17 protein-coding genes and 1 pseudogene are annotated in these 14150 nt (G+C 37.2%); 1 reads left to right on the top strand and 17 read right to left on the bottom strand.

What is annotated here, in order from left to right:
- Positions 1 to 942 (top strand): G5 domain-containing protein (locus O3652_RS10075; RefSeq protein WP_371590411.1); only part of this gene is annotated, 942 nt, incomplete at its 5' end.
- Positions 943 to 1085: 143 nt separating this feature from the next.
- On the opposite strand, the gene O3652_RS10070 is transcribed toward O3652_RS10075, so the two are convergent.
- The 17 genes and pseudogenes from O3652_RS10070 to O3652_RS09990 form a co-directional block, all read right to left on the bottom strand.
- Positions 1086 to 1241 (bottom strand): ADP-ribosylation/crystallin J1, encoded by a 156-nt coding sequence (locus tag O3652_RS10070; protein ID WP_125413319.1) that lies wholly within the window; start codon positions 1239 to 1241, stop codon positions 1086 to 1088.
- 61 nt (positions 1242 to 1302) lie between these two features.
- Positions 1303 to 1596, bottom strand: coding sequence for a DUF5960 family protein (locus O3652_RS10065; RefSeq protein WP_125413320.1), 294 nt, complete (start codon positions 1594 to 1596; stop codon positions 1303 to 1305).
- The gene (locus O3652_RS10060; protein ID WP_125413321.1) at positions 1589 to 1951 is read right to left on the bottom strand and encodes a hypothetical protein; all 363 of its coding nucleotides are present in this window, start codon (positions 1949 to 1951) and stop codon (positions 1589 to 1591) included. Before O3652_RS10060 ends, O3652_RS10065 begins: the two co-directional genes overlap by 8 nt.
- Positions 1948 to 3363, bottom strand: coding sequence for a Y-family DNA polymerase (locus O3652_RS10055; RefSeq protein ID WP_125413322.1), 1416 nt, complete (start codon positions 3361 to 3363; stop codon positions 1948 to 1950). Before O3652_RS10055 ends, O3652_RS10060 begins: the two co-directional genes overlap by 4 nt.
- Before the next feature lie 3 nt (positions 3364 to 3366).
- On the bottom strand, positions 3367 to 4053 hold the full coding sequence (locus O3652_RS10050; RefSeq protein ID WP_125413323.1) for an XRE family transcriptional regulator: 687 nt from the start codon (positions 4051 to 4053) through the stop codon (positions 3367 to 3369).
- A 264-nt stretch (positions 4054 to 4317) separates the two neighbouring features.
- Positions 4318 to 4830, bottom strand: coding sequence for a GNAT family N-acetyltransferase (locus tag O3652_RS10045; protein WP_125413324.1), 513 nt, complete (start codon positions 4828 to 4830; stop codon positions 4318 to 4320).
- Positions 4831 to 4881: 51 nt separating this feature from the next.
- Complete coding sequence (locus O3652_RS10040; protein ID WP_125413325.1) at positions 4882 to 5838, bottom strand: hypothetical protein; 957 nt, start codon at positions 5836 to 5838, stop codon at positions 4882 to 4884.
- Between the two features lie 293 nt (positions 5839 to 6131).
- The gene (locus O3652_RS10035; RefSeq protein WP_371590410.1) at positions 6132 to 7097 is read right to left on the bottom strand and encodes a hypothetical protein; all 966 of its coding nucleotides are present in this window, start codon (positions 7095 to 7097) and stop codon (positions 6132 to 6134) included.
- Positions 7098 to 7499: 402 nt separating this feature from the next.
- Positions 7500 to 7796, bottom strand: coding sequence for a DUF4176 domain-containing protein (locus tag O3652_RS10030; RefSeq protein WP_000025675.1), 297 nt, complete (start codon positions 7794 to 7796; stop codon positions 7500 to 7502).
- A 163-nt stretch (positions 7797 to 7959) separates the two neighbouring features.
- Positions 7960 to 8607 carry a DUF443 family protein gene (locus O3652_RS10025; protein WP_371590409.1) on the bottom strand — a complete coding sequence of 216 codons (648 nt, stop codon included), beginning with the start codon at positions 8605 to 8607 and terminating at the stop codon, positions 7960 to 7962.
- Positions 8608 to 8701: 94 nt separating this feature from the next.
- Positions 8702 to 9358 (bottom strand): DUF443 family protein, encoded by a 657-nt coding sequence (locus O3652_RS10020; protein WP_125413327.1) that lies wholly within the window; start codon positions 9356 to 9358, stop codon positions 8702 to 8704.
- Between the two features lie 49 nt (positions 9359 to 9407).
- Positions 9408 to 10064, bottom strand: a complete 657-nt coding sequence (locus tag O3652_RS10015) for a DUF443 family protein (RefSeq protein WP_125413328.1) — start codon at positions 10062 to 10064, stop codon at positions 9408 to 9410.
- 124 nt (positions 10065 to 10188) lie between these two features.
- Positions 10189 to 10851: a DUF443 family protein gene (locus O3652_RS10010; RefSeq protein WP_125413329.1), complete on the bottom strand. Its 663-nt coding sequence runs from the start codon at positions 10849 to 10851 to the stop codon at positions 10189 to 10191.
- 2 nt (positions 10852 to 10853) lie between these two features.
- Complete coding sequence (locus O3652_RS10005; RefSeq protein ID WP_125413330.1) at positions 10854 to 12377, bottom strand: T7SS effector LXG polymorphic toxin; 1524 nt, start codon at positions 12375 to 12377, stop codon at positions 10854 to 10856.
- A complete protein-coding gene (locus tag O3652_RS10000; RefSeq protein WP_000415472.1) occupies positions 12367 to 12729 on the bottom strand; it encodes a hypothetical protein in 363 nt (120 codons plus the stop codon). Before O3652_RS10000 ends, O3652_RS10005 begins: the two co-directional genes overlap by 11 nt.
- 2 nt (positions 12730 to 12731) lie before the next feature.
- Positions 12732 to 13085: a TIGR04197 family type VII secretion effector gene (locus O3652_RS09995; RefSeq protein ID WP_125413331.1), complete on the bottom strand. Its 354-nt coding sequence runs from the start codon at positions 13083 to 13085 to the stop codon at positions 12732 to 12734.
- 81 nt (positions 13086 to 13166) lie between these two features.
- Positions 13167 to 14150: pseudogene (locus O3652_RS09990) on the bottom strand (type VII secretion protein EssC); the annotation flags it as partial.

The following is a 14150-nucleotide window of genomic DNA, read 5'->3' as shown; positions in this document are numbered from 1 at the left end:
AAACCAGTTCAGCCTGAAAATCCGACTCAACCTGAGAAACCGGCTCAGCCTGAGAAACCTGCTCAACCTGAGAAACCAGCTCAGCCTGAAAAACCAACTCAACCGGAAACTCCGGCTCAGCCTGAAAAGCCAGCTCAACCGGAACAACCAACTCAACCGGAAACTCCAGCGCAATCGGAAAAACCGGCTCAGCCTGAGAAACCTGCTCAACCTGAACAACCGGCTCAGCCTGAAACTCCGGCTCAGCCTGAAAAGCCAGTTCAACCGGAAAAACCAGTTCAGCCTGAAAATCCAGCGCAACCGGAAAAACCAGTTCAACCGGAAAAACCAGTTCAACCGGAAACTCCAGCGCAACCTGAGAAACCTGCTCAACCGGAAACTCCAGCGCAACCGGAAAAACCGGCTCAGCCTGAGAAACCAATTACTTCTTCAAGTCCTGAGGAAGGGGTTAAAGACCTTGTCTTTACACTTCCAAGCTTGGAAATCGTCAATAAGGTCGTACCGTTCAAGACTATTCGTCGCGAAAACCCACAATTAGACAAAGGAAAAGAGCAAGTTCTATCAGAAGGGAAAGACGGTCTCTTAGTCGAGTATGTTGAAGTAGACGGTGACAATCGCAAGGTTCTCCAAACAGAAGCAACTCCAGCTCAAGATCGAGTGATTGAGGTAGGTAGCAAACAAAGCTCAGTTGGAACAGAAGCGCCACCAGTTGTGACTCTTCCTGAGTATGTTCTACCAAGAGAGACTGAAAAACCTGCTCCAGCCGTAACAGATAATTCATCATCAAAAGATGAAAAAGCTCCTGTTACAGCTACAATCAAAGAAGACAAGGAAAGACTACTCCCTGCAACTGGGGAACAAGAAGCAACTGCCTTCCTCTTCTTGGCAGCCATTACTTCTATCTTGTCTCTCCTCATTTTCCAAAAGAATTTCAAAGACTAATAACCCTCTTTGATTGATTCTTTCTAATGACTCAGTTCCCCCGTTGAGAAGACCATTTGGTCTTCTCTTTTTCTATCTGTAAAATTAAAAAACATCCACAAATGTACATGGATGTTTTGGTATGACTCTATAAAGTAAGATGATCATTGAAGATAGCTGTTCTCAAATCCAACCACGTTTTCAAATAAACGCTCATCCAAAAAAGAGAGTGCCCCTTGTCTTATCTCATCAGAATTACCATCATAAGTTTCTGCAAGAACTCCACAGATAAAAGATGGTGTTTCGAATTCCAATACCATGAGATTTTCTGACGCTCACAAGCCATCTTTCCTAAATCAGACTTTCCTCTTCCACACCTAGTCACTGACTACTATTTTTGAGTCCAGCATATGCATAGGTTCGATTTCTGGGACACTCTTTTTCCGTCACCACCCTAAAATAAAAGCGATGCTCCCGCCCATCCTTGGCATTTTCCTTGTTTAAGACAAAGTAGCTTTTCTGATTCATCGCCATGGTGCGTAGGATATCATCGATCAAAAAAGTCAGTGGTACATTCATAGCAGAGTATTTTTGAAAATCCTCTTCAAAACGAATATAGGCATCAGAAAAATAATCCATCTGCAGTTTGTTTTCATACAACTCTTTTCTAGTCATAAACTCCCTCCTCCCACAGTCGAATTTCGAGGACATCTACAATCTCTATCAGTCTATAGCCCTCATTGGTCCTAATAGATAGAGTTTGAGGTGATAATTCGCTTACCTTGCCGACAATAGTCGTTTTTTGTTTCTTTTCCTTGACCACAAAGCATCCCTTCAGTTGCCCGACATAAAGCTGTGAAAGCAAGATCAACTTCTTAACGGGATTCAAACTCGTCGAAAAAGCAACCCGATTTCTTTCTTCACCGAGTGAACTAGTATGCTCTGAGAGGAAAAAGCCCATCCACTTCTGCATCCCTGGATCTTGATAGTCACGCGCAGATTTAAAGGGTAAATAAGAACGATCAATCATTTTAGTCCATCTAATCCTCCAGCAGAATGCCCCCCAATCAGCTTGCTTCTAGCAAGACTCCTAGAGGCTTCTTCCAGTGCGTTGGCCTTTAAGAGGGAGGTAAAACCAAATTGTTCCCGAATGGAGTCAATGGCTGTCTGGAGCCTTTCTTCTTTTTCTAACTTGTCAACATCATCAAAGAGAGAGATTAAGCCAAAGGACTCGTCCACAAATCCTGAATAGTTGACTCCGACACTTCTGACCGCTCCAGAAGTGTATTTATTATGAAATAGCTTCAAAACATAATCCGTTAAGATAGCTGTATTATTGGTCGGTTCAACCTTCATTTGTGTATGAATAGACGGCCTGACTTCCTGTTTAGAGAAACCAACATAGAGAGAGACAAGGGTTGTTTTCTTTCCCGCCCTTCTCAATCTAATAGCCACCTGCTCTGCCATTTCTCGGAGAATAATTTCAATATCCCGTAGCTTCACGTAGTCTCTCGGCAAGATTTGAGAATTGCCTAATCCCTGGGACTTGGCTTTATAGGGCCTGTGAACATTGCTCTCATCAATCCCATTAGCATGAAACCACAAACGCAGGCCAGCCTGACCCAGAGCTTTCTTTAGCTGGTCTGGGTTGCTGGTGGCTAGTTCTTTAATCGAAAAAATCCCCAGAGAATGCAAGCGTTTCTCCATCCGCCTGCCAATCCCCCAAAAATCCGTCATCTTGGAAATGGCCCAGACCTTCTCTTCCACATCCTGGTAAGACCAGTTGGCCCTCATGGTCGGGGTATGCTTGGCCTCATTATCCAGAGCCAACTTGGCAAGTAAGGGATTGGCATTGGACATACCCACCGTAGAGTAGATCCCTGTCTGCCTCCAAATATCCCTCTGAATACGAGCAGAAAGCATATCCAGCTTGTCTTTGCGAGAGAGATTCTTGTCTGGGATGAAATAGTTGAGCGAACTAGTCAGGTCAATAAAACCCTCATCGATAGAGTAAGGATAAATATCCTCTGGACTCCCATAGTTTTGAAAGATTCGCTGGATTTCCATATTGACTGCTATATACTCGTCCATCCGAGGTGGCACAATCAAGGTGACTTGTGCCCAATCTTCGATGTAACGCACATAGTCTGAATCTGTAGGCAATCCTTGCTTTCTGGCGTTATAGTAGGAAAATTTGCGGGTCTTGATATCAAAGGGCAGATCATAGGCCCGACCAACATTGGACTTGCCAAAAATCTTCTTAAACATGGGAGAGGAGGCTAGAATAAGACCAGTCGAATTATCCGCGCGACTCATGACACAAAGCGAGGTCTTCAGCGGATGCAAACCCCTTTTCACACACTCGACACTGGCATAAAAGGATTTCATATCGACAAAGGCAATATCACTTTTGGGCTCTCTGGAATAATCAAAGTAGCCCATAGGCTAGCCCTCCATTGGCACAAAGTTCCCAACTATAATCCCTACAATACGAGGATCTTCCTCATAGGAAATGAAAATGTCCTTGTATTTAGGATTGATAGAGACCAGACGCAAGCCATCTTCCTCCCGATAAACCCGTTTGATATAGGTCTGGTTGTTGCAAACCACTGCATAAACCGCCCCATCATAATCAAATCCAGTCTCTCGAATCAAAGCCACTGAACCATTTTGATATTTAGGTTCCATAGAGTCCCCAGATACCCAAGATGCAAAATCATGGGCTAGTTCCTCATTAAAGTAAACCGTATCAAAATTCTGGTCACCGTAGACTGATGCCCCGATCCCTGCTGACATGCGTTCATAGACACGATATTCGTAGAGTCGTTTTGACATATCCGCAACCTTCTGGGCTTGTTCCTCTTGAGCTAGGTTGCGAGCATAGAGAACAACCTTTTCCTTCCCTTGTTTGGAGAGACTATTGTAGAGACGGACAATCTCAATTTGGGTGAAATATCCCTTTGCCACCTTTAAAATATTTTCTAGCTGAGCAACCTTCTCCTTGGATGGTTCCTTAATTCCACGTTCCCAAGCCGAGTAAGCCTGAAAACTAATCCCCAATTCCTCTGCAATTTCCTTCTGTGTCAATTTTAACTCTTTTCTCCGAGCCTTGAGTTTTTCTGGTTGGTACATGATTCACCCCCTAGTGCGATGCTTTATTGAGAATATCTCCCTTAGAAAGATCAATTGATGATTGAGCTTACATTTTTCAAAACTCAACCAATTTAGTTTAGTTTTATTATATAAAAAAAGTGAACAATTGTCCACTGGGAAAATCAAGTTTAAACAGCACCACTTATCTATTCTGAACAAAAAAGACATCCAAGAAAACATTCTTGAATGTCTGTAAAGATTGATGACTCCATTAACCTTGTCAGTGGACTGGAAATAATGATATTATGGCCTCCTTATCTCAAATACTGCTGTATGAACCCACTCATTATGAATGTGTAAGTCATTTTCTATCATTCTACTAAAGGTGAAGCCATTTTTTATAAGCACCCTCTGAGAGGCTAGATTACCCGTTGCTGTTCCTGCAATGATTCTATTGAAACCATAAGTCGTAAAGGCCTTGTCTAAAACGAGTTTAACCGCTTCGCTAGCATAACCTAGGTTGCTAACATTTTCCCCAATCCTATACCCAAGTTCTGCTGTTTTTCGATCATTCTCTAAGACACTTAAATTGATTCTTCCGACCATAACACCTTGCGAATCTCTGATAAGATGCATGTAGACATCCCGATTCCTTTGTTCCGTTAACAATTCCCTCGTGATTTCTTTAAAACCTTCTAAATCAAAATAGTTAGCTGGTCTAGGAGGTAAATTTCGCTCAAAATACTCTCGATTTTCTTTTTCAAAAGAATAAACGTCTAGACTATTTTCTTCAGACAACAGCTCTAAACTAATCATTACAAAACTCCCCTTCTCTTCTTAGTTAAAATATTGTTAGATAGAGTTTGACTACCTTTGATTAGGGTCCCCTTTTTCCTTATTACGATAGTATCTAATAAACTCTTCCTGACTGTTGACAATATGTTCCTGTCCATCTACTGAGTTTTCCGCAGGAATTTTCACATTTTCAAATAGATTCGTTCCTTCCTTATACAAGAGCTGATAAATTGGCATATTGTTTTCAATACTTGGCTTATCTGCCAAGACTACAATTGATCCGTTATTATCTTCCAAAAGCTTTGCTGCTTCGGGATACTTTTGACGAATAAGGGCATCTTTATCCAACTTTCCTTCTTTTGAGATTCCGATTTCCCAATTATACATAAAATAGTTTTCAGACTCTGGTAGTAAAGTGGCAAAACTTGTTGCCTTAGCATATTGTATATAATTTTTCCCTTCACCTAATTCCACAATCTTCCCCTCATCCAAATCAATAGACTTGGTAGAAAGAGAACCATTTTTGGCATTTTTTAAATAAATGTCTAACAATTCTCTCCCCTCACTGATATAGATTACAGAGTCAATCCCTGTAGGAATATAGTCTGAATCATAATCTCGAGTCATTTTAAAAACATCGTAGTCTTTGGAAGGGAAGTCCTTCGTCTTTATATCATAGACGGTAATCTTCCAATATTCATCATCAATAGGCTCATTTCGATACATAGACGATATCGCCAATCTTTTGTATTCCTGAACAATCTTATTTTGGCTGGCAACGGGACTAACCCAATAAACATAGGTAGATTGTGATGTAAGCCAATAGTCTAATGGATTATCATAGTCCCACTTAATCGCCAAGGCTTTCCCATCCTCGATATATTTGTAATCCACTATCTTTCTCTTTAACAAAAAAGTAGAGTATGGGTCAACATATTTATTCACATAGTATTTATAACCCAGGTAAGGCGTAAGTAAGAGAACTCCCACCAACATGACAATAAATACCGCTTTTTTCGAAAATTTCATTGCAAAGCCTCCCAACGTTGATTATCCCTCAAATACTTTCTACTGTTGAAAGCATTTGTGCTTTTTCAAAAAATATACGTATTTCTAGAAATAAAAAGAAAATGTCCTTCTCCATTATACCATATGCGTGATATCGTGAGAAGACGAGAAAAACAAAAGAAACCCACCTGAACATCATTCAGGTGGAAGAATAAACTGAAAGAGCTGCAGAAACAAGGCTAGCTAATGTCTTGTTGAAATTTGTAAATCAAAAATGCCTCTTTCACAAAAAACTGACCTAGACCTAGCAACTCCTACTCTAATTTTTGCAACAGCTTTACAACTTGACGATTTTCAATCCTCACATAGTATACACCATTATCACTGACAAGTTTATCCTCTTCATACTTAGCAATTTTGACAGCATAAAGACCCCTTGGTAAGGGTTGGTTGGCAAAAAAATCCTTCATGAGCGTCTCAAGCTCTTTAAGATAGTCATCATACAAGAGATCTCTTTTTTCCTTCGGAACGAAATATTGAAATTCAAATGTCGGTATAAAAATCTCTTTTTGGAAAAGATATTGAGCATCCATTGGATACATTCCTTGCAGAGCTTGGCCCTTGCTTTGATTTTCCTCTAATATTTCATTATAAAGATAGATATTATCAGATTGGTTATTAAATTCAAAACCAATACCTTGATACTTCAAATCAGGCAGTTTAGGATCTTTGATTGAACTGTCCAGTGTTTTTAGAAATTCGCTGGTGCCTGGACTAACCTCAATCCCTAAATAGGCTAATTCTGGGAAAACATCATAAATTTTTTTACCATTTTTGTAATCAACCTCTGCATCTGTCTTTCTATATGTTTCATTTTCCGAAAAGCGAGTATAGTATTTAAATCGAGTTTTAACCTGATAGGTTTTTCCGGCTATATTTTCACTATAGGTACCGTGGATTATAAATCCTCCCACACTTGTATAGTTTTTCTCGTATTTTTCTAACTCAAACTGTCCTGTAAGACCGTAATTTTGATAAGAACGATGCACAGCTTGCTCAATCTCAGTTCGACTTGCATGGGCAAACAGCCCCCACATATCCATTAGAGCAAAAATTGGACTGAACACTGTGAAGATTACCATTGGGATCACTATGGATAAGCAACCTATTAATAGCCAATTTCTTTTCTTGGAATTCCCTTCAGTTTTTTTACCAGTTTTCTGTTTCCTTTTTAAGATTAGAATGAGCAAAACCAAAATCCCTAATACTAATAAAACCAAGCTACAATCTCCTTTTATCGTGGATAGCTGTTAACAGGTGTATAGGAGGCTGACAGAAATACTCTTCTCACCTGCTAACTTATCCTGAAATCCATAAACTCGTCTGAAACGAGGAACAATCCTTATCCCATTATACCACATGAGAGATACCGTAATAAGAAGAGAAAAGTAAAAAATGTCTTGGTTTATTATACCACAATATAAAAACAGCTCCTTCCTATCCTATAGGAACAAAGCTATATTTTGGTATCATAAATTTTGGCTTATAGTCATACGGACTTAGATGTATGATGGGAAAATAACTAAAAAAACGAGGAGTTTCTTTAATGTCAAAGTAGCTCCTCGTTTTTGATTTCTATTTAAAGTATTGTGATATTTTGCAATAATCTTTACAGATGCACATTATTTTGTTACACCCTTTTTAATTGTTGTTGCATTTTCATCAAGCCAACGTTGATAAATTTCGGCGAACCGTTCTTCTTCTTCATCACTATAGCCTTTATAAACTACTTTATCTACATCATCACGATTGAAGTAAAACAACTGTTCTGGGTTTAGTCCCATTGGATAAAAAGCAGCAGAATAGTCAAACAAAACATTTTCACCATTCTGTTCTATAGTAACCCCACGATTGAGAATCATTAATTTTTGACTCCCCTCTTTTAAATAAACAATTGTTCCAATTGGCAAAATAGACATTTTCTTGTTTTCCTTTCAATTTATAATTTCTTTATTTCTACAATGCTATACACCATCGTATTAGCATTCTTAAACTTCAAATGCATCATTCAACACCCAAACACTTTCTGAATGGATTTAATACCTGAATCAATGTCATTTCTAGCTTCTCAACGTTCTGTATTTATAGCTCTTCAATTTCAGTTAATGTTAGTGTCTTATAATACTCTGGGATTTGTGGCATTCTCAGTATTACAAAAAACCACCATGAAATTATGCCATTTATAACCAATATAGCACTTTCATAACCACTATCAAGTCCTATAAAAAATGCTAAACAAACCGTATTAATTCCAAGAGTAATATACCACCAATCAATCATTCGTTTCCCTTTGGGTTCAAAAACAAGTCGACAGCGTTTACTGTTTTGGGGAACTCTTGATTCAAACTTTCTTACCGCACTTTTTTCATAAAAGACAGCCATAAGATAAGACAAAAATACAGAGAAAGCAAATAACACTACTTTCATTAAAATTTGATGATTGATTCCCCAGCTAATAAAGGCATCTTTCATCAGCGTATGAGAGATGCCAACAAGTGGCTGAATCATGATAACTAGAGCAGTAGATGCGCCTATTGGTGTCTTCGATTTTATTCTAAAACTATCATTAGATGGAGATAGCTCAACCATTTCAGCGGTAACCTCTTTCGGAAGTGAACCGAAGAAATAGGATTTGCCTTTTATAGTGGTAGGATCTAAGATATAACTTTTATTCTTAAACTCAACGATTCTAAAAACTGCTATATTCGAATATTTAAATTTTAATTCCAAAATTTTTCTCCAAAAACAATAACGGTAATTCAATATTTTTGTAAACCAATATCAAATCCATCGAAAGCTCAGTATAGAGACTGCTTTATCATTATTACAATTCTTCAATTTTTTCAAATGTCAAAAATTTATTTCTATAAGAAAAGCTTATTGGGGGCATCGTCCAAACGCTCAAGTATAAGGCTAATGAAATTATACCATTAATTACTAAAATTGCTCCCTCTTCACCATTGTTTAACATTAAAAAGAAAAGTAAGCATGCTAAGTTTAGGAAAAGAAATATATACCCTGTTAACTCTCTTCTTTTAGTCGTTCGAAGTGTCAATCTAACTTTCTTACTTTCCTTAGGCAACCGTTCAGCTGCAATTTTATGAGCTTTTCGCAGAGAATTCCAAATAATAAGATAAGAAATCAACATAGAAATAAAATATAAAACTATCTTTAAGAATATTTGTTGACTTATCTCATAATTTACAAATAAATTTCTTAACATATCGTATCCAATTTTTACAATCGGTTGGACCATTATAGCTATAGTGCTAGTTCCAAATAGTGTTTTTGATTTTGTTTCAAAACTAGCATTTTTCTTATCCAGTTCCGTCATATCAACAGTGATATTTTGGGGTAATAAACCCCAACAGTATCTCTTAGGTGTCAGAGTGCTAGTATCCATAATATATTTCTGAGAATGCCCATCTATTTCAACTATTTGATAACAACCAATGTTAGAATTTCTAAAATTTATCTCCATTTTGTACTCCTGCCACCCAAACACTTTCTGAATTTCGTTATAAGTTACATTATAGCTTTTTCAGTTCTTTAAATTCTAGGTATTTCTTTTGATAAGCATAAGTCAATGGAATAACGCCAGATTCAATCCAAATGAATAGATATGCCAACAAACCATTCAACACTAAAATTGCAGCTTCTGTTCCATTATCTTGTCCCATATAAATAGAGAAAGCAATTGTATGTAAAATGAGAAATAGATAGGCATGGAATTGTCTTTTTTTCTTATTATTCTGAAAGACTATTTTAAACCTCTTCTTTTCCTGCGATAAACGACTTGAAATCTCCTTCCTTGATTTGATTAAAATACCTTGATAGACAATATAGGCTACCAAAATAGATATAAGAAATAAAGATACTTTTAAATACAGATAATGACTAATATCATAATATCTAAAAATTGATGTTACTACTTCATACGAAAGAAGACCAAAACCAATAGATACCATACGCATTCCTGAAGGACCCATTTTAATTTTTTTATCAAAATTTTTATTCTGACTATCAAGTTCTATCAAATCAACTTCAAGAGTTTCAGGGGAAAATCCCCAATAATAACTCTTTGGTGTTGTGGAGTTGGAATCAAGAACGTACTTTTTCTCTCCCATCTCTAACACATCAAAATAAGCAACATCTAATCCTCTAAAATTAATTTTCAAAATTACCACCCAAACACTTTCTGAATTGATTTAATACCTGAAGCAATGTTGCTCCCTATTTCCTTAACACTTTTTTCAAGATTGTCGCCCATCTCATTTGCTATAGTTTTAATCTCCAAAAAGTTATTATAAGTTATAACTTCTCTATTCCATCAAAAATAATCTCTTGCTTTTCGTAACTTTCTCGGAGTGGTAACATACCTAAGATAACCGTAAAGAAACCCAAAAATAAAATACTGTTAATGATAAGGATAGAGGCCTCTGTCCCATTATCAGTAAATATATAAAACCCCAAACATCCTATAACCATAACGAAAAGAATAGGCAGAAGTTTATACAGTTTTAACTGACGTTGTGGTCTTGCTAATTTGAAAACTATTTGATACTTCGTTTCTTTACTTGAAAGTTTTTGTTGAAGATTATGACGAACTACAAAAGCAATGAACCTGAAAGTAAGATAAGCCAGGGCTATAAAGAGGACAAATAAACCTAATTTAAAAGAAATATTATGGCTAATGTCATAACTCTTAAAAGCATTCGTAACAATCCCATAACAAGCTCCCCCTATTGCTACACCTATTCCAATACCAATCGATTTAGTCATAGTTGGAGCCACACTTTCAAAACGCGTATCTCTTTTATCTAACTTTAAGCATTTAGCTGTGATTTCACTAGGAAGATAACCCCAGAAATAAGTTTTAGGACTAATGCTAGTCATATCCAAAAGATATTTTTCACCTTTAAATTCTACAATTTTATGAAAAGTTTTATTTGTTTCTTTAAATTTTAATTCCACATTTACCACCCAAACACTTTCTGAATTGATTTAATACCTGAATCGATAGCATTTCCAACTTCCTTGATACCTGAATCAATGTTGCTTCCAATTTCCTTAATACTCTTATCCAGATTGTCGCCCATCTCGTTTGCTATAGTTTTAATCCCCAAGAAGTTATTCTCATATGCTACATTTGCAACAACACTTGCTAATATACCTACTCCAATTGCCCAACCAATAGGATTGCTTACGACTGCCGCTGCTACTGTTGTCATACCAACTGCATCCGCTACAACTGCTGTTCCTACAGTTAAAGTTTCCACCACAACAGCTGTTGTCATAACATTAGTAGCCGTATGTGTAAAGGCGCGTCCAGCATTCTCATTTTGTAGGTTGTTCAAAAAGTCCATCCCCATAAATATCGAACTAATCCCTGAAATCCCAAGAGAAGAATTGGTTCCTGGTATAGGGATATTAATTTCTGAAGTTGTCAATTGCTTAAGTAGATTCACAGCATTTGATTTGAATAAAGCATCTGAAAATCCTTTACTATCTGCAGAGTAGGTAACGTTTATATTACCAAACTTATCAGTAGTAGTAAAATACTTAAAATATTCTGATAGTTTAGGATTCTTTGAGCTTAACTTAGAAATTGTTTTTTTAGCAATTTCTTCCAGAGACGTATCTCGGATAGTTTCAAGAAACTCCCCTAGACCGTTTAGGTCAACATTTTTATTAACTTTACTCTCGACATATTTTCGTACAGCATCTTTAACATTCTCTGGTAACTCTTTACCAGGATACCGTTTCCCATACTCTGCAATTGCCTTTATATCATTCTCATCTAATTCAGTTTCATTTTTAATTTTATCTACAACATTTTGATAATTTTGAATTACCTCAGAACGCTTCTTCCACTCATTATTAATATTATTAGCCCAAGGGGCTTGTCCCTCTATTTTAAAAGTTCCATCAAACTTTCCAAAGTCACCTGTGACTTGTTCGAAACCTTGAAAAACTAAGCTCTGTAAACTTTCTGAATCCGAAAACTGGCCACTAGTCGAGCTCGCAAATGACTGCAATTTATCTAATTTTTTTTGTAACTCATCTCGCTTACTCGTTGCATTTGAGATAATTTCTTGAACATTACTTTTATAAGTAGAATCGATGTTCTTTAAATCAGATAAACTGTTCAAAATAGCTTCTTGAGTCGAAATAGTTGTATTTTCCGCTTCAATTTGCTTTTGAAGTGTCTCCTCATCTAGACTTTCTTCACCGACTTGTGAATGGTAAAGAGTCGGTAGTTCACTCGCTTTTCCTCCCAGGCTCTCTGAAAAGAGGATAACTCCTCTCACTAGAGGAACCATTATATTTTCCGCATAGGACTTAGCACTATCATAGGCTTTCCCTTTCAATTCTTCCTCTGAAATCAATTTATTAAAGGCAGTAATGACCGCGTCATAATAATTCGCACGGCTACTTAATACCGTATTCGCTGTGCTACCCTGCGAGTCTGCTGATCCTATGTCTACTTTAATACCCATTTTTCCCCTCCTTTTGCGATTCAAGACGGCGTTGTTGGAAAAGAAGTTCCTCTTTTTCGCCCTCTAGTTTACTCATTGCTTTTTTTAATTCTTCTTTCCTCTCGGTGATAAAATCATCAAGTAGCTGTTCATTCCTTTTTAACTTTTCTATATTTTCAAGGCGATCCATCTCATCTTTCACTGATAACGGATAATAGCCTAATTCTCTATATGGGATGAAGTTCGATTGGCAAAGATCTGTAATCTCCGTCGCAACGGAAAGAAACTGATTTCTTTCTTCTTCTAGCTTGGATAAATTTGTTTGAATCTGTTGAACACTACATTGAATATCTTCTAATTTTCTTTTCTCCATCCTCACTCCTTAAATAAATTATTTTGAGGAACAAATGACGGATTTGAGTATGGAGAAGGTAGACTGGTTGTCCCATTATTTGGAGTATTCTGCCACATTGTACTTATATTCTCATCTACTACTTCAAATTCATTTGCGACACTATGAATTAGTTTTACGAATTCACTTATTTTCGATTGAATATTTTTAGCAATAGATGCCTCATTTATAATCAATCTTCTTCCTACCGTATTAGCGGTATAAGAGCTTGTCTTATCTCTAGTAACTGTACCGGCAGTTGTAATGCTATTGCTTGCTGATACAATTCCAGTTGCAATAGTACTTGCCTTGCCTTTTTCACTTTTTACTTGTCCCATGTTCAATAACCTTTTCAATTATCCTTTCTACTATTAAATCGTCAAAAGACCGGGTTGAATCTTGAGTATCAAAAAATAGTTTTACTTATTCTTACTAATTTTGAGTTTGATGACTTCTTTCCGAGAATGTAAATAAACCTGATCGAGATCTGGAGCCACATCTCTGTTATACATTCCTTTATCTAAGAAGGTTTGATCCATTAGGCGCATACCAAAGATGACCCATTGGACATTTGTTTTGAGGTATCTAGGAATTGGGTCGATGCTTGTCCCAATATAAGTATAATCAGTACCAATAATAAACCTCATCCCTACTCGATACCCATTCTCAAACATAAATTGAAGCTGTTGATCATTTAAATCGCTTTCGGATACTAGTGCTCTCATATTAGGTATAAAAATGATCCACTCAGATGATATGCCTTTTTCAAGACGGCGTTCTATTTCATAGATTAGCTGATTTCCTATATCCGATAGTTCCTTTTTGCTTCCAACATAGGTTTTCACCTGGTCATTATATGCTTCATATTCTTGGAAAGCATCAATCAACATCATATGAACGTTAGGCATTCTAAGAATAGTTTTTAATAAATGATGCGTTATATTATCAAAAGCATCTTCTGCATTTGATACATAAGCCATGTGTTTAAATTTGCTAAGAGAGATATTGACACTTCCAACCATTTCTAGTTCCAAACCGATAGGAATCTGATCATTCTCAATAGCCTCTTGTACATCAGGCAAATTCAAAAATTCTTCCATCGTCAACTCCTCTGGCACCATCGGGATGGCACTTGGGCGCTGTCCGGTCCAGGCTTCTTGGAGGGAAGCGACTGCTTGGCGCAGGTTATTGAGGACTTGGGTGTCATTGGCTCCATAAACTGGGAGTGCCAACTGGATCACATCCACCTCTTCCCGCTTCATAAGGGCACGTCCCTTGATATCTTCCATGGTCATGGCAAGTGGCGTAGAGCCCACGATGGCCCGTACTTCACCTGCCTCATTTTGTGGCAGGCTCAACTGGTGCTTGAAGTTCGAGTAGAGTTGAGCACGAAGGTTGGTTTG

The organism is Streptococcus sp. 27098_8_23, from assembly GCF_041432195.1.
Taxonomy (GTDB): Bacteria; Bacillota; Bacilli; order Lactobacillales; family Streptococcaceae; genus Streptococcus.
This window is presented reverse-complemented; position numbering and strand designations above follow the sequence as displayed.

What these genes read in the sequence shown, in the direction of transcription:
- O3652_RS10005 (WP_125413330.1), bottom strand. Translation starts at nt 12,377, where the DNA reads ATGGGTATTAAAGTAGACATAGGATCAGCAGACTCGCAGGGTAGCACA.
- O3652_RS10050 (WP_125413323.1), bottom strand. Translation starts at nt 4,053, where the DNA reads ATGTACCAACCAGAAAAACTCAAGGCTCGGAGAAAAGAGTTAAAATTG.
- O3652_RS10020 (WP_125413327.1), bottom strand. Translation starts at nt 9,358, where the DNA reads ATGGAGATAAATTTTAGAAATTCTAACATTGGTTGTTATCAAATAGTT.
- O3652_RS10040 (WP_125413325.1), bottom strand. Translation starts at nt 5,838, where the DNA reads ATGAAATTTTCGAAAAAAGCGGTATTTATTGTCATGTTGGTGGGAGTT.
- O3652_RS10030 (WP_000025675.1), bottom strand. Translation starts at nt 7,796, where the DNA reads ATGTCTATTTTGCCAATTGGAACAATTGTTTATTTAAAAGAGGGGAGT.
- O3652_RS10045 (WP_125413324.1), bottom strand. Translation starts at nt 4,830, where the DNA reads ATGATTAGTTTAGAGCTGTTGTCTGAAGAAAATAGTCTAGACGTTTAT.
- O3652_RS10065 (WP_125413320.1), bottom strand. Translation starts at nt 1,596, where the DNA reads ATGACTAGAAAAGAGTTGTATGAAAACAAACTGCAGATGGATTATTTT.
- O3652_RS10000 (WP_000415472.1), bottom strand. Translation starts at nt 12,729, where the DNA reads ATGGAGAAAAGAAAATTAGAAGATATTCAATGTAGTGTTCAACAGATT.
- O3652_RS10070 (WP_125413319.1), bottom strand. Translation starts at nt 1,241, where the DNA reads ATGGTATTGGAATTCGAAACACCATCTTTTATCTGTGGAGTTCTTGCA.
- O3652_RS10060 (WP_125413321.1), bottom strand. Translation starts at nt 1,951, where the DNA reads ATGATTGATCGTTCTTATTTACCCTTTAAATCTGCGCGTGACTATCAA.
- O3652_RS09995 (WP_125413331.1), bottom strand. Translation starts at nt 13,085, where the DNA reads ATGGGACAAGTAAAAAGTGAAAAAGGCAAGGCAAGTACTATTGCAACT.
- O3652_RS10055 (WP_125413322.1), bottom strand. Translation starts at nt 3,363, where the DNA reads ATGGGCTACTTTGATTATTCCAGAGAGCCCAAAAGTGATATTGCCTTT.